The 19,995-nt window shown below is 66.9% G+C and carries 26 protein-coding genes; 10 read left to right on the top strand and 16 right to left on the bottom strand.

Annotation, left to right across the window (positions count from 1 at the left end; all coding sequences use genetic code 11):
* The 3 genes from AR540_RS24795 to AR540_RS09925 all read right to left on the bottom strand — a co-directional run.
* Positions 1-727 (bottom strand): PAAR domain-containing protein (locus tag AR540_RS24795; RefSeq protein WP_177339214.1); only part of this gene is annotated, 727 nt, incomplete at its 3' end.
* 126 nt (positions 728-853) lie between these two features.
* On the bottom strand, positions 854-2,197 hold the full coding sequence (locus AR540_RS09930; RefSeq protein ID WP_059228467.1) for an MFS transporter: 1,344 nt from the start codon (positions 2,195-2,197) through the stop codon (positions 854-856).
* Positions 2,194-2,988, bottom strand: a complete 795-nt coding sequence (locus AR540_RS09925) for a siderophore-interacting protein (protein WP_059228465.1) — start codon at positions 2,986-2,988, stop codon at positions 2,194-2,196. Before AR540_RS09925 ends, AR540_RS09930 begins: the two co-directional genes overlap by 4 nt.
* Before the next feature lie 54 nt (positions 2,989-3,042).
* On the opposite strand from AR540_RS09925, the gene AR540_RS09920 reads away from it, so the two are divergent.
* From AR540_RS09920 to AR540_RS09910, 3 genes are all read left to right on the top strand, one after another.
* The gene (locus AR540_RS09920) at positions 3,043-3,459 is read left to right on the top strand and encodes a MarR family winged helix-turn-helix transcriptional regulator (protein WP_059228463.1); all 417 of its coding nucleotides are present in this window, start codon (positions 3,043-3,045) and stop codon (positions 3,457-3,459) included.
* A gap of 64 nt (positions 3,460-3,523) precedes the next feature.
* Positions 3,524-3,808: a hypothetical protein gene (locus AR540_RS09915; protein WP_236712042.1), complete on the top strand. Its 285-nt coding sequence runs from the start codon at positions 3,524-3,526 to the stop codon at positions 3,806-3,808.
* A gap of 113 nt (positions 3,809-3,921) precedes the next feature.
* Positions 3,922-4,194: a cupin domain-containing protein gene (locus AR540_RS09910; protein ID WP_059228461.1), complete on the top strand. Its 273-nt coding sequence runs from the start codon at positions 3,922-3,924 to the stop codon at positions 4,192-4,194.
* Between the two features lies 1 nt (position 4,195).
* Here AR540_RS09910 and AR540_RS26200 read toward each other — a convergent pair whose 3' ends face one another.
* Positions 4,196-4,324 (bottom strand): hypothetical protein, encoded by a 129-nt coding sequence (locus AR540_RS26200; protein ID WP_269085527.1) that lies wholly within the window; start codon positions 4,322-4,324, stop codon positions 4,196-4,198.
* 116 nt (positions 4,325-4,440) lie between these two features.
* A complete protein-coding gene (locus AR540_RS09905; protein ID WP_059228458.1) occupies positions 4,441-4,869 on the bottom strand; it encodes an OsmC family protein in 429 nt (142 codons plus the stop codon).
* Positions 4,870-4,987: 118 nt separating this feature from the next.
* Here AR540_RS09905 and AR540_RS09900 point away from each other — a divergent pair, with 118 nt between their 5' ends.
* Positions 4,988-5,968 (top strand): aldo/keto reductase, encoded by a 981-nt coding sequence (locus AR540_RS09900; RefSeq protein ID WP_059228456.1) that lies wholly within the window; start codon positions 4,988-4,990, stop codon positions 5,966-5,968.
* 68 nt (positions 5,969-6,036) lie between these two features.
* Here AR540_RS09900 and AR540_RS09895 read toward each other — a convergent pair whose 3' ends face one another.
* Positions 6,037-6,639: an FMN-dependent NADH-azoreductase gene (locus tag AR540_RS09895; protein WP_059228454.1), complete on the bottom strand. Its 603-nt coding sequence runs from the start codon at positions 6,637-6,639 to the stop codon at positions 6,037-6,039.
* 110 nt (positions 6,640-6,749) lie between these two features.
* Here AR540_RS09895 and AR540_RS09890 point away from each other — a divergent pair, with 110 nt between their 5' ends.
* From AR540_RS09890 to AR540_RS09880, 3 genes are all read left to right on the top strand, one after another.
* Positions 6,750-7,658, top strand: coding sequence for a LysR family transcriptional regulator (locus AR540_RS09890; protein ID WP_059228452.1), 909 nt, complete (start codon positions 6,750-6,752; stop codon positions 7,656-7,658).
* Between the two features lie 135 nt (positions 7,659-7,793).
* Entirely contained in the window at positions 7,794-8,042 is a 249-nt protein-coding gene (locus AR540_RS09885; RefSeq protein WP_059228449.1) for a type II toxin-antitoxin system Phd/YefM family antitoxin, read from the top strand.
* Positions 8,043-8,378, top strand: coding sequence for a type II toxin-antitoxin system RelE/ParE family toxin (locus AR540_RS09880; protein ID WP_059228448.1), 336 nt, complete (start codon positions 8,043-8,045; stop codon positions 8,376-8,378).
* On the opposite strand, the gene AR540_RS09875 is transcribed toward AR540_RS09880, so the two are convergent.
* The 3 genes from AR540_RS09875 to AR540_RS09865 all read right to left on the bottom strand — a co-directional run bounded on the left by AR540_RS09875 (position 8,375) and on the right by AR540_RS09865 (position 10,994).
* Positions 8,375-8,959 carry a LysE family translocator gene (locus AR540_RS09875; protein ID WP_059228446.1) on the bottom strand — a complete coding sequence of 195 codons (585 nt, stop codon included), beginning with the start codon at positions 8,957-8,959 and terminating at the stop codon, positions 8,375-8,377. The genes AR540_RS09880 and AR540_RS09875 overlap by 4 nt on opposite strands.
* A gap of 47 nt (positions 8,960-9,006) precedes the next feature.
* The gene (locus AR540_RS09870) at positions 9,007-9,846 is read right to left on the bottom strand and encodes an AraC family transcriptional regulator (protein WP_059228444.1); all 840 of its coding nucleotides are present in this window, start codon (positions 9,844-9,846) and stop codon (positions 9,007-9,009) included.
* A gap of 251 nt (positions 9,847-10,097) precedes the next feature.
* Positions 10,098-10,994: a LysR family transcriptional regulator gene (locus AR540_RS09865; protein ID WP_059228441.1), complete on the bottom strand. Its 897-nt coding sequence runs from the start codon at positions 10,992-10,994 to the stop codon at positions 10,098-10,100.
* 105 nt (positions 10,995-11,099) lie between these two features.
* Between AR540_RS09865 and AR540_RS09860 the strand changes: the two genes are divergently transcribed.
* The 3 genes from AR540_RS09860 to AR540_RS09850 all read left to right on the top strand — a co-directional run bounded on the left by AR540_RS09860 (position 11,100) and on the right by AR540_RS09850 (position 13,961).
* A complete protein-coding gene (locus AR540_RS09860; protein ID WP_059228439.1) occupies positions 11,100-12,185 on the top strand; it encodes a tartrate dehydrogenase in 1,086 nt (361 codons plus the stop codon).
* Between the two features lie 10 nt (positions 12,186-12,195).
* Complete coding sequence (locus AR540_RS09855) at positions 12,196-13,065, top strand: alpha/beta fold hydrolase (RefSeq protein ID WP_177339227.1); 870 nt, start codon at positions 12,196-12,198, stop codon at positions 13,063-13,065.
* Positions 13,066-13,169: 104 nt separating this feature from the next.
* Entirely contained in the window at positions 13,170-13,961 is a 792-nt protein-coding gene (locus AR540_RS09850; RefSeq protein ID WP_059228435.1) for a phosphatase PAP2 family protein, read from the top strand.
* On the opposite strand, the gene AR540_RS09845 is transcribed toward AR540_RS09850, so the two are convergent.
* From AR540_RS09845 to choX, 7 genes are all read right to left on the bottom strand, one after another.
* On the bottom strand, positions 13,958-14,206 hold the full coding sequence (locus AR540_RS09845) for a hypothetical protein (RefSeq protein WP_059228432.1): 249 nt from the start codon (positions 14,204-14,206) through the stop codon (positions 13,958-13,960). The genes AR540_RS09850 and AR540_RS09845 overlap by 4 nt on opposite strands.
* Before the next feature lie 343 nt (positions 14,207-14,549).
* Positions 14,550-15,521 carry an alpha/beta hydrolase gene (locus AR540_RS09840; RefSeq protein ID WP_236712041.1) on the bottom strand — a complete coding sequence of 324 codons (972 nt, stop codon included), beginning with the start codon at positions 15,519-15,521 and terminating at the stop codon, positions 14,550-14,552.
* A complete protein-coding gene (locus tag AR540_RS09835; RefSeq protein ID WP_059228431.1) occupies positions 15,518-16,672 on the bottom strand; it encodes a gamma-butyrobetaine dioxygenase in 1,155 nt (384 codons plus the stop codon). The genes AR540_RS09840 and AR540_RS09835 overlap by 4 nt, the downstream gene beginning before the upstream one ends.
* Positions 16,673-16,709: 37 nt before the next feature.
* The gene (locus AR540_RS09830) at positions 16,710-17,180 is read right to left on the bottom strand and encodes a thioesterase family protein (protein ID WP_059228429.1); all 471 of its coding nucleotides are present in this window, start codon (positions 17,178-17,180) and stop codon (positions 16,710-16,712) included.
* A gap of 9 nt (positions 17,181-17,189) precedes the next feature.
* Positions 17,190-18,134: an L-carnitine dehydrogenase gene (locus AR540_RS09825; protein ID WP_059228426.1), complete on the bottom strand. Its 945-nt coding sequence runs from the start codon at positions 18,132-18,134 to the stop codon at positions 17,190-17,192.
* Complete coding sequence (locus AR540_RS09820) at positions 18,131-19,018, bottom strand: 3-keto-5-aminohexanoate cleavage protein (RefSeq protein WP_059228425.1); 888 nt, start codon at positions 19,016-19,018, stop codon at positions 18,131-18,133. The genes AR540_RS09825 and AR540_RS09820 overlap by 4 nt, the downstream gene beginning before the upstream one ends.
* Positions 19,019-19,035: 17 nt before the next feature.
* Positions 19,036-19,971 (bottom strand): choline ABC transporter substrate-binding protein, encoded by a 936-nt coding sequence (gene choX, locus AR540_RS09815; protein ID WP_059228423.1) that lies wholly within the window; start codon positions 19,969-19,971, stop codon positions 19,036-19,038.
* Positions 19,972-19,995: the final 24 nt, after the last annotated feature.

Genomic DNA, 19,995 nt, shown 5'->3' with positions numbered 1-19,995 from the left:
CGGCGTTTTCGTCCTGCTCGATGGCGCGCTGGGTATCGTCCCGGTAGAGCCGATACAACCGCGCGATATTCGTCTCCGCATTGGCGTAACTGCTGTCGTCCTTCAGCATGAATTTTTCGCAGTGCAGTGCGATGCTCTCGGCCTGGTCCTGCCGAAAACCCTGAGCTTCCGCTCGGCAGGTTGCACCCGTGGCGGCGTTGAAGAGGTTGTTGCCGGTGCCATCGAAGAAGACGCCGATGCGCAGGGTGATGCGCTGCTCCACGGGGCGTTCAGACTCGCGGGCGGGTTTTTCTTGGTCTAACGGGGCGCTCAGCGGGTGATCGGAAAAAGCGCCCGGCCCCGGCCGCTCCCGACCGCGCAGCCCCAGAGGTGCGGCCTGTCCCGGCACCAGGCGCGCAGACTCTCCGCTCGACGCGCAGGCGCCACTGGCCACACTGCCAGTGCTCGCTCCATCGCCCTGGGTACCGATGACGACGGTGCCCGAGCCGCCGATGACCACACCGCCATGACTGGTGACGCTGCCGAGTACGGCAGCAGGCTGGCCGTTGATGAAGACGTTGGGGATGACGGCGGCACTCACCGTCGCACCACAGCCACAGGCGTGGCCGAGGGTGGCGGCGGGCAGGCCGTCGAAGAAGACGTTGGGCGAGCCCTGGACCAGGGCGGTGGTCCCGCATTTGGGACAGGCGATGGCGTCGCCGAGACGTGCGGCAGGCGTTCCAGACATGACCGATCTCCCTATCGGTAACTGCAGGGTCCGAAAAGTGCCGTAGGAAAGGCTCTAGGGCAAGGTTTTCACGCCCGTGCTGTGCAGTCCTTCACGGCCTTGAGCCCACGGCGAGCTACCCCAGTCCTAACGCGGCGCCCGCCAGTTGGACCAGGCGGCGACCAGCCCCAGGGCCGCCGCCAGGGCCAATCCCAGCCGTGGCGCCAGGCTGCCATCCAGATGCAGCAGCAGCGCCAGGGCCGCGGCGCCCAGGGCCATGCCGGTCTGGCGGGCGGTGGCCTGGACGCCGCCGGTGGCGCCGTTGCGTCCTGCCGGGGCGGCGGTCAGCATGATCCTGTTGTTGGGCACCTGGAAGAAACCGAAGCCGATACCACCGATCACCAGGCAGGGAATCAGCAGGGCGGTGGAGTGCGCCAGCGGCATGCCGGCGGCGGCCGCCAGGCCCAGGGCGATGCCCAGGCCGCCCAGCATGCACAGGCGCTGCGGCGGATAGCGATCGGCGAGGCGCCCCGCCACCTGCGCGGACACCGCCACCGTGAGCGGCCAGCTCAGCATCAGCAAGGCGATCTGCAGGGGCACCAACCCCAGCTGGTGCTGCAGGTAGAAGGGCAGGGCGAGGAAGCAGAGCATCTGCGCGGCGAAGGAGCAGACCGAGGCCAGCACGGCATGGCGCATCACCGGCAGCCCCAGCAGGTCGACCGGCAGCAGCGGCGCCGGTAATCCACGTTCACGGCGCACCAGCAGCACCAGGCTGGCACTGGCGAGCAGGAGCAGGGCCAGCCCTTGCAGTGGCGCAGCGCCCAGGCGTTCGAGTCCACCGATGCCCGCGCAGAACAGCAGGGCGTTGAGCAGCACGCTGAGGGGATCGAGGCGACGTTGCGCGCGCGGGCTGTCGGGCAGATTGCGCACCAGCGCCGCGATCAGCAGGGCGACCGGAACATTGACCGCGAACAGCCAGGGCCAGCCGCCCACGGCCAGGATGGCGGCGCCCAGGCTGGGAGCGGCGGCCGACCCCAGGGCCACGCAGAGGGCATTGATGGCGATGCCACGCCCCAGGCGCGCACGGGGATAGGACAGCCGCACGATGCCGGCGCTGACGCACATGATGGCGGCGGCGCCCACACCCTGGAGCGCGCGGGCGGCCACCAGGCTGCCGAGGCCCGGCGCCAGGGCGCAGCCCAGGGAGGCCACCCCGAAGATGCCGACCCCGGCGGCGAATACCGGCCGTAGTCCCTGGCGTTCGGCTACCGCGGCCAGGGGAAACAGCAGGGCGACGAGGCTCAGCTGGTAGGCACTGACTATCCACACCGCGGCGGCTGCCGAGACATCGAGGGCTTCGGCGATGCTGGGCAGGGCCAGGTTGGCGATGCCGCTGTCCAGCACCGTCATGCTGATGGCGAGCAGCAGGGCGGCGACCGCCCGATAGCGGCGTGGCCGGGGCAGGCCGTCGGCGACGGCGCTGGTGCTCAATCCTCGACCTTCACGTGCTGGTCGCTCTCGCCCAGCTTCCAGTAGCCGGCGGCCTTGACCCAGTCTTTCGGCAAGCCCTTGGCCAGCAGGGCCTGGCGCGCGGCCCGGGCCTGGCTGGCTTCTCCGGCGATCCAGGCATAGCCCTCGCCGGTGGGCAGCTCCAGGGCTTCCAGGGTCTGCACCAGGGCAGCGGGCAGGAGGTCGCGATAGACCCAGCGGATCTCGGCGTCAGCGGCCGTGGGCAGGGCGATCTCCAGGCCTGCGCGGGCTACCTCGGCGATCACCAGCACCCGCGCCCCGGCCGCCAGCTGTTCGAGGCGGCGGGCGATGGCGGGCAGGGCGGTTTCGTCACCGGCCAGCAGATACCAGTCGAAATCCTCCGGCGGCACCAGGGCGCCCTTGGGCCCACCGATGACCAGCTCGGCACCGGGCTGCGCCTGGCGCGCCCAGGAGGTCAGCACCCCCGCCTCGTGCAGATAGAAGTCGATGGCCAGTTCGCCCCGTGCGGCATCGTAATGACGGGGCGTGTAGTGCCGGCCGACCAGTTGCTCGGGGCTGGCGGTGCGGATCGGGGTGGCGTCGGCGGGGACGAACAGCTTCACGTGCTCGTCGAAGGCCGCGCTTTGGAAGTCGGCCAGGTCAGGGCCACCGAAGGTCAGGCGCAGCAGGTCGCCGCCCAGCTCTTCCCGGCGGACCACGGTCGCCCAGCGCCGCTTGAGTTCGAAGCGCACACGTTGGAAAAGGTGACGGGCACTGGCATCGCCCGCGTGGCTGTGAAAAGATGTCGCCATTGTGGAGGTACCATTCATTGAGGTTCCTCACTATATTCGAGGGAAGCATTGCTCATGTCAACCGCCGCCGCCATTGCCGAAGCTCTGATGGACCTGAAACGGCAGATGCGTCAACAACTGGATGAGACCCTCAAGGCATCCGGTCTCTCCTTCGCCCGCTACAAGGTGCTGAAGGTGCTTGAGCAACGAGGCCCCTGCCGTCCCGGCGAGGTCGCCGAGGAGCTGCGCCATGCGCCGCGCACCCTGACCGACGCCTTCGACGCCCTGGAGCGCGATGGCCTGGTTCGTCGCGAGCCGCATCCCCAGGATCGCCGCGCCCTGCTGGTGCATCTCACCGAGCAGGGCCATCAGGCCCTGGACCAGGCCCAGGTGCCCCGGCGTCGGGCGCTGGAAGCCGTCTTTGCCCCGCTGGACGCAGCCGAGCAGGCGCAGCTGTTGGCCTACCTCGAGCGGGTTCGACGGCCATCCTGAGTGGTGGGAGAACTCCGTGGCCGTCGCCGGGTTCGAAGTTGAGAATCCAGCGAGGAGATGTTCCATGAGCAATCAGCGTTCCGATGCCCATCTGGGCAAGACGCCACCCAACGAACCCGCACGCGATGAAGCGGGCCGCCCTGTGGACGTGGTGAAGAAGGACATCCAGCAGCCGGAATCGACGCCGACCGATGGTATCGACAAGGTGATCACCCCGACCGACATCAAGACCAAGGAGCAGGAGGCGGAGGAACTGCCGAGGTGGAACGCAAGCTCCAATCCTGATGCTCCACGTGGAACCTTGGTTTCCCGCACGATAAGCCGCCGGTCCAATCGCGTCGGTGACTGATCGGTGCGGGCCTCATAGAGCCGGCCAGGGACCGCCATAGAGGCGTTTGACTGGTCGCCAGGCCCGTCCAGCCGTAGGGTTGCGCCTACCCTTCGCCTCATGCAGGACCTGCCATGGACAAAGCCACCTTTCTCGCCCAGCTCGCCCACGACGGCTTCCAGCCACCGGTGCTGGTGGAGCGCGAGCCCCATGACCGCCTGGATGTCCACAGCCATCCCTTCGAAGCCAGGGCGCTGGTCATCGATGGCGAGTTGTGGCTGCGTACTGCGGAGGGTGAGCAGCTTTACCAGGCTGGCGACATCTTCCACCTCGGCGCCCATGAGCCACACACGGAAGGCTTCGGGCCCGAGGGCGTACGCTACCTGGCGGGACGACGTTCGGCCTGAGTCAACCGTCGCTGTCGTTCTTTTCGATATCGCGGCGCTGGCGATTGAGGATCACGCAGCCGTAGATACCGCCGCCGAGCAGCAGCAAGGAAAGAAGCGAGAAAAGTGCCATGAAGATGGAATCGTTCATCGAGGACTCCTTGAGCGTGAGCCAAGGAGTCTAACGATTCACCCCGTCCCTTGCGGACGGCCTTTATGACGCGGTGTTGCCGGTGCCCGAGTGGCACCGGCAAGCGCGCTGGGCGGTCAGCCTTCGAGGGTGGCGTGCAGGTTGATCTTGGCGCCCTTGAGCACCTTGGACACCGGGCAGCCTTCCTTCGCCTGGTTGGCGATGGTGGTGAACTGTTCCTGGGTAGCGCCTGGAATCTTGGCTTTCATGGTCAGATCGATGGTGGTGATCTCGAAACCTTCGCCGACCTTGTCCAGGGTGACGTCGGCCTTGGTCTCGATGCGTTCGGGGGTGAGACCCTGCTGGCCCAGCAGCATGGAGAAGGCCATGGAGAAGCAACCGGCATGGGCCGCGCCGATCAGCTCTTCGGGGTTGGTACCCGGCGTGCCTTCGAAACGGGTGTTGAAGCCATAGGCGTTGTCCTTGAGCGCACCGCTCTCGGTAGTGATATGGCCCTTGCCATCCTTCAGACCGCCTTGCCAGACCGCGGAAGCATATTTCTTCATGGAGCGTCTCCGGTTGTAGGTACGAATCCATCTAGAACCTGGCGGCAGTCGGTAAGTTCGTTGCAGTCGATCCGGGAACGGCGTGGTCAACCCCTTTCGACCACTCCTGGAGGCCCTCATGGACTACCGCAATCTAGGCCGCACCGGTCTGAAGATCTCGCCCCTCTGCCTCGGCTGCATGACCTATGGCGTGCCCGAGCGCGGCAATCATCCCTGGACCCTGCCGGAAGACCAGAGCCAGCCGCTACTGAAGAAGGCGCTGGACCTGGGCATCAACTTCTTCGATACCGCCAACAGCTATTCCGATGGCACCAGCGAAGAGATCGTCGGTGGCTTTCTCAAGGCCAATGCCGTGCGGGAGGAGATCGTGCTGGCGACCAAGGTGTATTTCCCGCTGCGGGACCAGCCCAACGTCGGCGGCCTGTCGCGCAAGGCCATCTTCGCGGCCATCGACGCCAGCCTGCGGCGGCTGGGCACCGACTATGTCGACCTCTACCAGATCCATCGCTGGGACTACCAGACGCCCATCGAGGAGACCCTGGAAGCCCTGCACGACGTGGTCAAGGCCGGCAAGGCGCTGCACCTCGGTGCCAGCAGCATGTACGCCTGGCAATTCGCCAAGGCGCTGCACACCGCCGAACGCCATGGCTGGACCAGATTCGCCACCATGCAGAACCACGTGAATCTGCTCGCTCGCGAAGAGGAGCGGGAGATGCTGCCGCTGTGTCGCGATGCCGGTATCGGGGTGATTCCCTGGAGTCCCCTGGCCCGTGGACGCCTGACCCGCGACTGGGATGCCAGCACGGCGCGCACCGAGAGCGATGCCTACGGCAAGACGCTCTACCGGGCGAGCGAGGAGTCGGATCGCCAGATCGTCGAGGCGGTGGCCCGCATCGCCGCCGACCGTGGCGTACCCCGTGCCCAGGTAGCCCTGGCCTGGCTGCTGCAGAAACCGGGAATCGATGCGCCCATCGTGGGGGCGTCCAAGCCGCAGCATCTGGAGGATGCGGTGGCGGCCTTGGCGCTACGGTTGAGCGAAGAAGAGATCGCTGCCCTGGAAGCGCCCTATGTGCCGCATCCGGTGGTGGGGTTCAGCTGAGGTATGGCCTTGCCCTCACCCCAACCCTCTCCCTCTGGGAGAGGGGCCGGGGGTGAGGGTGCCCGAACCTAAGCGTACTGCTCGGCGATCTGCCGCTCGGCGCTGGCCAGGGCGGCACCCTTGGCGTCATCGCCATAGGCCAGGCCTTCGGCGCGGACGATCTGGATGTCGGTGATGCCGAGGAAGCCCAGCAGCAGCTTCAGGTAGTCCTCGTGGGCGATGCCGGTGGGTTTGCCGGCATGGATGCCGCCGGCGGTGGAGACGATGATCGCCTTCTTGCCCGCGCAGAGGCCTTCCGGGCCGCTTTCGGTGTAGCGGAAGGTGGTACCGGCCACGGTAATGCGGTCGATCCAGGCCTTGAGCTGGGTCGGGATGGTGAAGTTGTACATGGGCGCGCCCAGCACCAGCACGTCGGCCGCGAGGAATTCCTGCAGGGCGCGGGCATTGCGCTCGGTCTCGGCGCGTTGTTCGGCGGTGCGCTGTTCGGCGGGCGTGGCGCCAGCGGCAAGGCTGGCACCGGAGAAGTGACCGAGGGCGTCATGGGCCAGATCGTGATAGGTGACATCCAGGGCCGGATTGGCCGCTTTCAGGGCCGTGACCACCTTGGCGCCCAGGGCGCGGGAAGCGGAATGATCGCCGAGGATGCTGGAGTCGATGTGCAGTAGGTTCATGGCGCCTGTCCTGTGGAGGTCGAGAAGATGAGTTCAGGCTACAGATAAGCCGAATGATCGATTAGTACCCTAGAATGCGATGCATCGTCCCATAGGCAGGACAATTCGCCATGCAAGACCTCAATGATCTCGCCTACTTCGCCAAGGTGGTGGAAGCCGGTGGTTTCGCTGCTGCCGGGCGCCTGCTGGGCATTCCCAAGTCACGGCTGTCGCGGCGCATCGCCGAGCTGGAGACGCGCCTGGGCGCCCGCCTGCTGCAGCGCACCACCCGTACCCTCACCCTCACCACCCTCGGCGAGCGCTATCTGGTGCACTGTCAGGCGCTGCTGCGCGAGGCGGAGAGCGCCGCCGAAACGGCGGCCAGCCTGTCCAGCGAACCCCGAGGACCGCTGCGCGTGTCCTGCCCGGTGGCCCTGGCCCAGGATTACCTACCCGACGTCGTCACTCGCTTCCTGCAGCGCTATCCCCAGGTTCAGCTGGAGATGGTGCTGGTCAATCGGCGGGTGGACGTGGTCAACGAGGGCCTCGACGTGGCCCTGCGGGTAAGAGACGTCGACGACGTGGAACCGGGGCTGATCGTGCGCCGCTTGCGCCAGGCCTCCGGGGTGCTGGTGGCCGCACCCGCCTTTCTCGTCGGTCGCCAGCTGGATGCGCCGGAAGCCCTGCTGGGCGTCCCGCTGCTCGGCGCCCTGGAGCTGGATCGCCGGGTGCACCTGCGCATGGTCGGTCCCGACGGCCAGCGCCGCGAACTGGTACTGGAAGCCCGGCTGGGCATCGACGACTTCAGCGTACGCAAGACCGCCGCCCTGGCGGGTCTCGGCTACACGATGCTGCCGCTGCTCTATTGCGAGTCCGAACTGGCCGAGGGTCGCCTGCAGCGCCTGCTGCCGGACTGGTCGCTGCCCGGCGGCCATCTGCAGGCCGCCTATGCCCACAGACGCGGCCAATTGCCGGCGGTACGCGCCTGGCTGGAGCACCTGGAGGAGAGCTTTCGCGATCAGGGCGGGATGCCGGTGTGATCGATAGGCCTGCTTGGTCTTTATTTAGTCTGTATTTGGTTTTCGCGGTGCGTCCCGGTAAGCTGACAGCCATGCAATGACGCCTGTGTCTTCCCTAGAAGGGACACCCAGGCATTCGGCCCAGGAGGACATCCGATGAAAACCGAAACCATCAGCTACTTGAAGCGCCACGCGGCCAGTCTCGATCTCGATGAGCCCATGATCGTGACCCAGAACGGGGTACCGGCCTATGTCATCGAGTCCTATGAAGAGCGCAAGCGTCGCGACGAGGCCATTGCCTTGGTCAAGCTGCTGGCCATGAGCTCGCGAGAGGATGACGAGGGGCAGCATCAAACCGCTGCGCAGATCAAAGATCGCTTGGCCGGGCGTTTCTCTGGAGATTGAATGAGCCTAGCTCTGCGTTTTACCGAATGCGCTGCGCTGAGCATCGAGGATCAGGTTCATCATCTGGCCGATCACAGCAGCCGGCAGAATGCGCTCGCCAGGATCACCGGGCTGATCGACGCTATCGAGAGCCAGCTGCCAGCAGCGCCCCCGGCTTTTCCCATCAGCCGCCAGGCCAGTGAATTAGGCGTCCTGCATTACCGCGAATTCAACCATGACGGCTTCCGGGTCTTTTACGAGATCAAGACTGCAGAGCGGGCGGTAGTGGTACTGCTCGTGCTCAGACAGAAGCAGAGCGTGGAAAAGGCGCTGATCCGCTACTGCCTGTTGCGCTAGACCACCGTCGCCCAGGCCGAGGCCAGCAGCAACGCCGCCATCCCCAGGTTGAAGCCGCGCCAGGCGCGGGTCGATTTCAGGCTGTGCGCCGCGACTCGGCCGAGCAGCGCCCAAAGGGCCAGGCAGGGTACGGACACCAGCAGGAACACCAGGGCCAGCACCAGCACCTGTTGCCAGAGATCGGCACCGGGTTCGGCATAGACGGTCACCACCGCCAGCGCCATGCTCCAGCTCTTGGGATTGAGCACCTGCAGCCCGGCGGTACCCCCAAAGCCCAGGCGGGCGCTGTCATCCGTCACCGCGGGCGCTCCGGCGCGGGCCAATTGCCAGGCCAGCCAGCTGAGCCAGAGCACCCCGGCCCAGGCCAGGCCGCGCTGCCAGTCGGGATGTCGCGCCAGGGTCTGGCCGAGACCGAAGCCCACCAGCAGCACCAGGGCCACCGCGCCCAGGCTGCCGCCCAGTACCAGGGGCAGGCTGGCACGGGCGCCATGGCGGGCGCTGTGGCCGAGGATGAGCACATTGGTCGGTCCGGGGGTGATGGAGGCCACCAGGGCGAACAGCAGGAAGGGCAGCAGGGACATGGGGAGACTCCTGGAAGGACTGGACCTCCAGGGTGGCAACCTTGCCGCTAGCGGTCTGGAAGATTCGAGCAGCGGGCGCGGTATGCGGCCGGGGTCAGGCCATAGGCGCGGCGGAACCAGCGCCCGAGATGGCTCTGGTCGGCGAAGCCCAGGGCGGCGGCGGTCTCTGCCGGCGACAGGCCGTCGGCCAGCAGGCGGCGCGCGCGCGACAGCCGCAGCTGCACCAGATAGGCATGGGGTGCCAGGCCAAAGGCCGCCTTGAAGGCACGGGTCAGGCGGAATCGGTCCACCCCGCAAGCCTGGGCCAGCTCTTCCAGACCGAGGTCCTCCTGGAGATGGGCATGCAGGAAGTCCCGCGCGCGCAGGGCCACCTGGGGTAGCCGTGGATCGCCGGCCTGGGGCGCCCGCCATTGCAGTTGCGGCAGGAGGCGCAGCAGCAGGGCGTCCAGGGCACTCTGGCGGACGATGCGCAGTTCCGGGCGGCTCAGGACCTCGTGGGCCCAGGCCACGGCGCGATGCAGCTCGGCCTGCTCCACCAGGGTTCGGGCGAAGCCGGGTTCGCCGAGGGGCAGGGCGTCGCCGTGCAAGCCCTGCAGCTCGCGCGCCAGCCACTGGGGATCGAGATAGAGCATGGAGTAGGTGAAGCCCTCGGCCTCCGGCGCCTGGCCGTCGTGCAGCTCGCCGGGCTCCAGCAGGAATACCTGCCCCGGAGTGCTCAGGTGGCGCTGGCCCCGGCAGTGGAATTGCTGCAGGCCCTGCTCGGTGTAGCCGACCAGATAGGCGTCGTGCCAGTGCGGGTCATAGGCATGGCCCTCGAAATGGGCGCGCAGGGTCTCGATGCCGGTCTCGGCGTCCTGCTGCAGCTGGATCCAGTGATCGTCGGCCATGGCGAGAAGAGGGGGCTCTGCGGGCTATCCAGTCTAGGGTGAGATCCCGCGGCGGTCTGGAAGATTCGTGCAACCTAGTGTGGTGTTTCAGAAGTTAACTGCACAATTTTGGCGGCGCTTTTTTTGGCGGCGCTTTTTCGGCTTGAGCGGCGTTGCCACTCCTCGCCATAGCCCTGCTATGACTCGTCGCGGCGCCTAGCCCGAGTCAAAAATCACCTGCCAATTCTCGCGCGAACCTCTGAAACACCACACTAGCGTCCCAGCCGTGCGGGCAGCTCCCGCGCCAGATGGCGGATCAGTTCGGAGATCCGCCGTGGCACGTGGCGCTGCTGGCGATAGACCGCGTAGATGGCCGCCGCTGGCGCCTGGTGATCGGCCAGCACCTGTACCAGGGCGCCACTGGCGATCAACTCGGCGACATCCCATTCCGATCTCAGGATCAGGCCATGGCCGTCCAGCGCCAGGCGCACCACCACCTCGCCGTCGTTGCTGCTCAGGCTGCCACGCACCTTCTGCGCAAAGTGCTGGCCATCCCTGGTGAAGCGCCAGACGGCGTAATCCCCTGCGTCCTGGCGCAACACCAGGCAATTGTGCCGCGCCAGGTCGGCCACGCTTTCCGGGATGCCAGCCTTAGCCAGGTAGGCCGGCGCGGCACAGAGCAGGCGGCGGTTGTCCAGCAGGCGATGGGCGATGACCCGGGCATCCGGCGGCTCGCCGACGCGGATGTCCAGGTCGAAGGGGCCGTCCAGCAGATTCACCGGATGGCTGGAGAGGTGCAGGTTGAGCTCCAGCCCGGGGTGACGGCGGGCGAAGTCCGACAGCAGCGGTGCCAGGTGGCGGCGACCGAAGCCAAAGGTGGCGTTGAGATTGAGCGTTCCACTCAGGGGCGCATCGGGCCGACCGACCGCGGCTTCCAGGTCTTCCAGCTGGGTCAGCAGCGGACGGGCGCCTTCCAGATAGCGCAGGCCTTCCGGGGTCAGGTCCAGGCGTCGCGTGGTGCGGCGGATCAGCTGCACGCCCAGCCGGCGCTCCAGGGCGGTGAGTCTCTTGCTCACCGCCGCCAGCGACAGGCCCAGTTCCCGGGCGGCGGCGGTCAGGCTGGGGTGGCCAGCCAGGCGGACGAAGAAGGCAAGCTCATCGACGGACAAGATTCTTGATCCCAGGTTAAGAATGGCTTTCTCTAGAGCGGGATTGTACGCCTCCGACGCAGGACTACACTGGGTCCATTCCACCCAGATTGCCGGAGAAGGCCCATGCAAACGTCCAAGCCCCACAAGATCGCGGTCATCGCCGGTGACGGCATCGGCAAGGAAGTCATGCCCGAAGGCATCCGCGTGCTGGACGCCGCCGCCCGCCGATTCGGCATCGATTTGCAGTGGGACCACTTCGACTTCGCCAGCGCCGAGTACTACCAGGCCCACGGCAAGATGCTGCCGGATGACTGGTTCGAGACGCTCAAGGGCTACGATGCCCTCTACTTCGGCGCCGTCGGCTGGCCGGACGTGGTGCCCGACCATATCTCGCTCTGGGGTTCGCTGCTGCAATTCCGCCGCCGCTTCGACCAGTACGTCAACCTGCGGCCCTGCCGGCTGATGCCTGGGGTCAAGGCGCCCCTGGCCAATCGTCAGCCGGGCGACATCGACTTCTATGTGGTGCGCGAGAACACCGAGGGCGAGTATTCCAGCGTCGGCGGCATCATGTTCGAGGGCACCGAACGCGAGGTGGTGATCCAGGAAACGGTGATGACCCGTCACGGTACCGACCGCATCCTCAAGTTCGCCTTCGACCTGGCCCAGCAGCGGCCGCGCAAGAAGCTGACCTCGGCCACCAAGTCCAACGGCATCGCCATCACCATGCCCTGGTGGGACAGGCGCGTGGAAGAGATGGGCAAGGCCTATCCGGACGTGGCGCTGGACAAGTTCCACATCGACATCCTCACCGCCAACTTCGTCCTGCACCCGGACTGGTTCGATGTGGTGGTGGCCAGCAATCTGTTCGGCGACATCCTTTCCGACCTGGGCCCGGCCTGCACCGGCACCATCGGCATCGCGCCCTCGGCCAACATCAATCCGGAGCGCACCTTCCCCAGCCTGTTCGAGCCGGTGCACGGTTCGGCGCCGGACATCGCCGGCCGGGGCATCGCCAATCCCATCGGCCAGATCTGGTGCGGCGCCATGATGCTGGAGCACCTCGGCCATGCCGAGGCCGGCGCTGCCGTGGTGGCGGCCATCGAGGCCGTGCTGCGCCAGGGGCCCGACCAGGCGCCCCTGACCCGCGACCTCGGCGGCCAGGGCACCACCGAGAGTCTGGGTCGGGCCATCGCCGCGGTCCTGGCCTGAGATGGACGGCCTGTTTCCGGGGTTCGCCCAGCACCGCCTGAGCGTTGACGGCGTCGAGTTGAATTGCCGCGTTGGCGGCAGCGGGCCGGCGTTGCTCTTGCTCCATGGCCATCCCCAGACCCATGTCATGTGGCACCGGGTGGCGCCGCGGCTGGCCGAGCGCTTCACCCTGGTAGCCGCCGACCTGCGCGGCTATGGCGATAGCGCCAAGCCGGAAGCGGGAGCGGAGGCCTACAGCAAGCGCACCCTGGCGCGGGACAACGTCGCGCTGATGCGCCTGCTCGGCCACGAGCGCTTCGCCGTGCTGGCCCACGACCGCGGCGCCCGGGTCGCCCATCGGCTGGCGCTGGATCATCCGGAGGCGGTGGAGCGGCTGCTGCTGCTGGACATCGCCCCGACCCTGGCCATGTATCGGCAGACCGACGAGGCCTTCGCCCGCGCCTACTGGCACTGGTTCTTCCTGATCCGTCCGGCGCCGCTGCCGGAGCGGTTGATCGAGGGCGATCCGGAAGGCTATCTCAAGGGCGTGATGGGTACGCGCAGCGCGGGTCTGGCGCCCTTTCCGCCGGAGGTGCTGGCCGAATACCTGCGCTGCCTGAGCCTGCCCGGGACCGCCCGCGGCATCTGCGAGGACTATCGGGCCAGCGCCGGGATCGACCTGGAGCACGACCAGGCCGATCTGGACGCCGGCCGCCGGCTGGAATTGCCGCTGCGAATACTCTGGGGCGCGGAAGGCACCGTGGGGCGCTGTTTCGATCCGCTGGACGAATGGCGTCAGGTGGCTACCCAGGTCAGCGGTCGCGCGCTGCCGGGCGGTCATTATCTGGCAGAGGAGTTGCCGGAGCTGGTTGCGGACGAAGCCCTGGCATTCTTCGGTTGAATCAGCAGCCGCAAAGGTCTGTTGCGTCATCTGGCTGTAACAAAGTGTGACGTTATTGAGATCGAGCGGGTCTATTCGTGAAATTTTCGTGAAACGAGGACCCGATGAACGCTCCACTCTTCACTTCCGCCTGGCAATGGCGCCGCCTGGCGCTGTGCCAGGGCCTGGCCTTTGGCCTGCTGCTGCTCTGGCTCATTCCTGTCGTTCGTAGTCAGTTGCTGGCGTTCGACGCCGGCCTGTTCCACGCCCTCAATACGCCGCTGGCGCAGTCCACCGCCTGGCTCTATCTCTGGACCTTCTTCAGCCTGAGACCGGTGGATGCCCTGGTCGGTATGATCCTTCTGGCACTCCTGGTGCGCGGTGGCTGGGCCTATCCAGCCCAGCAGGTGCGCCCCGCGCTGGCGGCCTTCGTCGGTCTGCTGGTGGTTCTGCTGATCGTGCGGACGTTGCTGACCAAGGCCATCGAGGCCCACGGCCTGCAACATGCCAGTCCGTCCGATGTGCTCTCCGGCGCCTATCTGCTCAGCGACCGCTTTCCCGGGCTGGAGCACGGCTGGGAGTTGAAGGACAGATCCGGCGCCAGCTTTCCCGGCGACCATGCCTCGGTGCTGCTGCTTTGGGCGCTGTTCATGGCGCATTTCACCCGCGGCGGGCGCCGCCTGGTAGTGGCCGCGCTGGCCGTGCTGTTCATGCTGCCGCGCCTGGTGGCCGGTGCCCACTGGGGATCGGATGACTACATCGGCGGCGTGGCCCTGGCCCTGGGCGTCATCAGCCTGGGCCTGCATACGCCGCTGGCTGCCTGGCTCGCCCGCCAGGGTGAGCGCCTGCTGACGCCGCCGCTGTGCTGGTTGGGACGGCTGCCAGTGGTCGGCCGTTTGAGTTTGCTACGGCGTTAACGCGCGGCGACCAAGGCCGGCAGCAATTGCTGGTCGATGGCCTGGCGCACGGCCGGCAGCAGCGCTGCGCTGCCGGAAAGCAGCTCTTGGATCAACTGGCGCAGGGCGACGGCGCGCTCCTGGGTGAGGGCGGTCAGCGCCTGGCGACAGGCGTCGTCCGCCGAGGCTTCAGGGGTGACGTTGAAGCCCAGCGCGCGCAGGCGGTCGCGGAAGTCATCCTGGTCGATCAAGTCGGCGATCATCATGGCTCTGCCCTCTCGTGTCTTTGGTCGGATTCTCGCATTGGCGCCGTCGACGACAAGCCAGGCTGGCGTCGGCACGCAGCCCGATGTCGTTTTTGGATAGGAGGCCGTACCCAGATCAGGCGATGTAGTTTTATTACGAAAATCGGCTCGGACAATCTGCCGCAGGGGCAATTACCGAGATCAGCGGTAGAATGGCGCCATTCCTCGGATTTTTCAGGTCGTTCGCCTCCAGAGGCGAGCAATCTCCAGTTACACACTGAGGCCCATCAGGGCGTTTGAACCTCTTCCGTCTCCAGCGGTTGAGGTTTTTTTTTGCCTCAGCGACGGCCTGGAGGCTGCGCCATCAAGCTGAACGGACCAGGGCCCGAGCGAGGCTGGATTCCAGTGCCCGGCGCAAGGCCTCGGCGCGCGTACCCGGCGCTCGCAGGGCGCCATGCAGCAGGCCGGCGCCTTCCCAGATCCGACAGGGCGTACCTGCCGCGCACAGGGCGCGGGCATAGGCATGGCCATGATCGCGCAGGGGATCGCGGCCGGCCACGGCGATGAAGGCCGGAGCCAGTCCAGCATAGTCGCTAGCCTGCAGCGGCAGGGCCAGCGGCTCGGCGCGATCGAGCCGTGCCGGCAGGTAGCTCTCCAGGCAGGCACGCCAGTCGGCCGCGCTCAACAGCGGCGCCTGGGCCTGATGGCGTTCGCTGGGCAGCAGCCGATCCGTCAGCGCCGGATAGATCAGCGCCTGCAGGCGCGGTTGCTGGCGACCCAGGGTGCGCAGCGCCAGGCACAGGGCCGCGGCCAGGTTGCCGCCAGCGCTGTCACCGGCTACCGCCAGCCGGGTCTCGTCCAGCCCCAGCCGAGAGGCTTCGTCGCCCAGCCAATTCCAGGCCCGGAGGGCGTCCTCCAAGGCGGCGGGATAGGGATGCTCAGGCGCCAGCCGATAGTCCACCAGCAACACCGCCAGTCCCAGCCGTCGCGCCAGACGGGCGGCGAGAAAGCCATGGGAATCCAGGTCGCCGAGCATCCAGCCACCGCCGTGCAGATAGAGCAGGGCGGGGCGGTTAGCGGCGGGCTCTCGTGGCGCCACCAGCCGCAACGGCACGTCGCCGACGCGGTGATCGTCGACCGCCAGGCCTTGATAGTCAGCCGGTGCCAGGGCGGCGCAGAGCCGGGCATAGGCCTGGCGCTGGGCGCCGATAGCCGGATCGTTCGTGGCGAAGGCCTGGCTGGCCGCGACGAAGGCGGCCATGTCCGCCGACAGCGGCGGCTGGCTCATCGCTGTGGCAGCGGCTGCGGCGGTGGTCGCGGAATGAGGTCGGTTCATCGTTGCAGCACGCGAATCCTGGAGTGCAGTTCATCTCTGTCGACATAGCATCCCTGGAAGTGGCGGGCGCCGCTGGTGGGGTCGAATTCATCCCGGGCATGCAGGGCGCGTCTATTGTCGAAACACCACAGCTGGCCCGCTTCAAGTCGGTGTCGATAGCGGAAGCGCTCATCCCGGGTCAGGGCGATGAAGCAACGGTAGGCGCGGTAGAGGCGCGGCATGGTGTCAGGGGCGGTGCTGAAGGGGCCGCGCAAGAAATTCGCCATGCGAATTTCCGTCACCTCGTGGTTTTCGTCCAGGACAATGATGGGAGCCTGGTAGCGATAATCCGAAGACTTCCCCCGATTGCGGAATTCGATGGGGATCGAGGTGAGTAGCTCGAAGGACTGCGGATCCTCTTCCTTCAGGACTTCAGCCAGTTGGAAACCGTCGACGAAGGTGCTGCTTCCCCCGGTTGCCTCGTTGACCAGGCAATGCAGGAATTGCAGTCCTGGCTGCAGCTCACGGGTAGGCAGATCGGTGTGTAGCGGCAGGTTGAAGGCGGTATAGGCGTTGCTGTCGGCATCGACTTTGGACTGGACGTCGAACAGGGTGCCGAAGTTGGTTTCGCGGATGAACGAAATCCGTTGCGCCACCGACGCAAGAGCGCCGGTTGCCACAGGCACGCCGTGAAGCAACGACAGGCCGGTGTCTCTGACGTCGAGCAACCAGGCCAGTAGCGCCGCCTCGTCGGTCATTATCTCGGCGTAATGGAAGGACGGGACAGCCAGGCTGCTGTCCCAGAGCTTTTTCCTCGGCTTCAGCCTTTCCCGTTCAGCCAAGGAGGCTTCGTCATAGGCATGGGCGCGTAACCAACCCGCGTCGTACGTACTGGCATGTCCATCCTGCCAGAAGATCTCCAGGTTACCGTCGTCCTTGAGGGTTACCCGGGAGGCCTGAAGGTCTTCGGGGATATCCACGATCTCGACGATCTGCTCCCGGGTAACAGGATAGACGCAATGCGGGCAGGGGCAATTGTCTCTGAGCCAGAGCAGATGGTAGGGACTGGTCCGGCCATCCATCCAGTGAACGGTGACATGGGTGTCATCGCCTAGGGCACTGCGTATTGGGCTGATGACCTTGTAGGTACTGAAGTCGGCGATGGCGCTCATGTCAGGGTGACTCCGCTCGATCCTTAAGGATTGCTCGTCATTTTCTCGCGGGCGGCAGGCCAATGACCCGCCCGACATGCTCCGGCCAGGGCTCGCCCTGCTGCGCCGCCAGCTGGGTCGCCAGCCAGTCGTACACCGCGGGGGCGAAGGGCGCGGACTTAGGACCGGCCAGGTCGACATGCAGCAGCAACTGCTCCGAGGCCGCCAGCAGCTCGGTATCGCCTTCGCGATACAGCCCGAAATGCAGCTGCAGGCGCTTGGCATCCAGGGCCAGCAACCTCGCCCACACCTCCAGCCGGGTATCCACCTTCACCTCGTGGAGGAAATTGAGGTGGCACTCGAGGGTGAACAGCGAGTGCCCACTGGCGGCGCGGCCGGCGGCGTCCAGGCCCATGGCGTCCATCAGGGCGTCGGTGGCGTGGCTGAAGATCAGCAGGTAATAGGCATCGCGCAGATGGCCGTTGTAGTCGACCCACTCGGGGGCGACGGTGGTGCTATGGATGAGCATGCTGTCCTCCTAGTCCCGGATGCCGTGGCGCGCCTTGCAGTCGGCGATGGCCGCCTGCACCGCCAGCAGGCAGTCGTCGCGATAGCGTTCCAGGGCGGCCAGCTCCAGATCGCCTTGTTGCGCCTGGGTACCCTCGACCACGGCGTCGATCAGGCCATCGGTCAGCTCCGGGGCTTCCAGATAGGTCCAGGGCAGCTTCAGCGCCGGGCCGAATTGCTGCATGAAGTGGCGCATGCCCGACGGGCCGCCGGCCAGGGTGTAGGTGAGGAAGGTGCCCATGAACGACCAGCGCAGGCCGGCGCCGTAGCGGATGGCATCGTCGATCTCGCCGGTGGTGGCGACGCCATCGTTGACCAGGTGCAGGGCCTCGCGCCACAGGGCTTCCAGCAGGCGATCGGCGATGAAGCCGGGTACCTCCTTGCGTACTCGCAGCGGCCGCATGCCCAGCTCGCGATAGAAGGCCTCGGCGCGGGCCAGATTGGCTGCCGAGGTCTGGGCCCCGCCGACCACCTCCACCAGCGGCAGCAGATAGACCGGATTGAACGGATGGCCCACCAGGCAGCGCTCGGGATGCTGGGCATCGGCATAGAAGTCGCTGGGCAGCAGACCCGAGGTACTGGAGCAGATCAGGGCGTCGGCCCGCGCCGCCCGGCTGACCCGGGCGTGCAGGTCGCGCTTGAGATCCAGGCGCTCGGGCGCGCTTTCCTGAATGACGTCGGCATCGGCCACCGCCGCTTCCAAGTCAGTATGGAAACTCAGGCGTTCCAGGCTGGCGCCCGGCGCCAGGCCCTGGGCTTCCAGCGCCGGCCAGGCATTGGCCAGGCGGGTGCGCAGGGCGGCCTCGGCGCCGGGCGCCGGGTCCCAGGCACGGACGTCCAGGCCCCGGGCCAGGGCCCGGGCGATCCAGCCGGCACCGATCACACCCGTGCCGAGGGCGGCGAAGACGGCGCTCATCGGGCACCTCCTAGCTTCATCTTCTGACGCCCTTCGGCGGGGCTGAGGGCTCGCCCGCCCAGTCGCTCGATGATCTGGATGACCCGCTCCACCAGGCTGCCGTTGGTGGCGTGGACGCCGCGGTCCAGCCAGAGATTGTCCTCCAGGCCAACCCGGACGTTACCGCCCAGCAGCATGGCCTGGGCGGCCATGGGCATCTGCATCCGGCCGATGCCGAAGCCGGCCCAGCAGGCGCCCGGCGGCAGGTTGTCGACCATGGCCTTCATGGTCGTGGTGTCGGCGGGCGCACCCCAGGGAATGCCCAGGCAGATCTGGAACAGCGGGTCCTCCAGCAGGCCTTCCTTGAGCAACTGCTTGGCGAACCAGAGGTGGCCGGTATCGAAGATCTCCAGCTCGGCCTTCACGCCCAGCTCGGTGATGCGCTTGGCCCCGGCACGCAACTGCGCGGGGGTGGAGACATAGATGAAGTCGCCGTCGCCGAAGTTGAGGGTGCCGCAGTCCAGGGTACAGATGTCCGGGCGCAGTTCCTCGATATGCAGCAGGCGGGTGAGGGGACCGACCAGGTCCGAACCAGCACCGAATTCGGTGGGCGTCTCGCCCGGCCCTATCTCCAGGTCACCCCCCATGCCGGCGGTCAGGTTGACGATGATGTCCACATCCGCCTCGCGGATGCGCTCGACCACTTCGCGGTAGAGGGCCACGTCGCGACTCGGCTTGCCGGTGGCCGGGTCACGCACGTGGGCGTGCACCACGGTGGCGCCGGCGCGGGCGGCTTCCAGGGCGGCCTCGGCGATCTGCGCCGGGGTAACGGGGACATGGGGATTGCGGCCTACGGTATCACCGGCACCGGTAAGGGCGCAGGTAATGATGACATCGGTATTCATGGGTCTGTCCTTGGCGATCAGAGCTTGACGGCGGCGGGCTGGCCGTCGCGGGTGGTGACGCCCTGCAGGAAGGCATCGAGGCGTTGCGGGTTATCCTTGAGCCAGGCACGGGCGGCGTCCTTGGGCGCGGTGCGCTCCAGGATGGGCGCCATCACGGAGCTGACCTCGGCGCTATCGAGGTGCAGATTGCCGAGCAGGCGCTGGACATTGGGGCAGCGCTGCGGGTAGTCCGCGGCGGTCACCACCGACACCGTGGCCTTGCCTTCGTCGGGCCCGAAGATGTCCTCGCTGCCGGTGAGGTAGCGCATCTTGATCTGCAGGTTCATCGGGTGCGGCTTCCAGCCGAAGAAGACGATCCACTCCTGGCGCTTCTCGGCTCGGCGCACGGCGCTGAGCATGCCCGCCTCGCTGGACTCCACCAGCTGGAAGTCCTTGAGGCCGAAGCGGTTGGTCTTGATCATCTCGGCGGTGGCGCGGTTGGCGCCGCTGCCCGGCTCGATGCCGTAGATCTTGCCGCCGAGCTTGTCCTTGAAGCGGGCGATGTCGGCGAAGGTCTTCAAGCCGCCTTCGTAGACGTACTCGGGCACCGCATAGGTGGACTGGGCATCGGCCAGCAACGGCGGGGCCAGCACCTTGACCTGGCCCTTGTCGACGAAGGGCTGCACCACCGGCTGCATGGTCGGCTGCCAGTAGCCGAGGAAGACGTCCAGGTCCTTGTTGCCCATGCCCGCCATGATGATCTGCTGGGAGGCGGTGGTCGGCTTGACCCCATAGCCGAGGCTTTCGAGCATGACCTCGGCCAGGGCACTGGTGGCGACCACATCGGTCCAGCCGACGAGACCCAGGCGCACGGTCTGACAACTGTCGGGATCGGCGGCGCGAGCGCTGCTGCCCAGGGTGGCGGCCAGCAGGCCGCAGGCGAGGAGGGTGGAACTGAGCGTCTTGAAGGGCATGGCGAACTCCTGGTGGTGGCTGGC

Origin of the sequence: Pseudomonas sp. EpS/L25, assembly GCF_001512295.1 — a bacterium.
GTDB lineage: Bacteria > Pseudomonadota > Gammaproteobacteria > Pseudomonadales > Pseudomonadaceae > Chryseomonas.
Note: the sequence above shows the minus strand (reverse complement) of the source record. Positions and strands in the feature narration are given on the sequence as shown.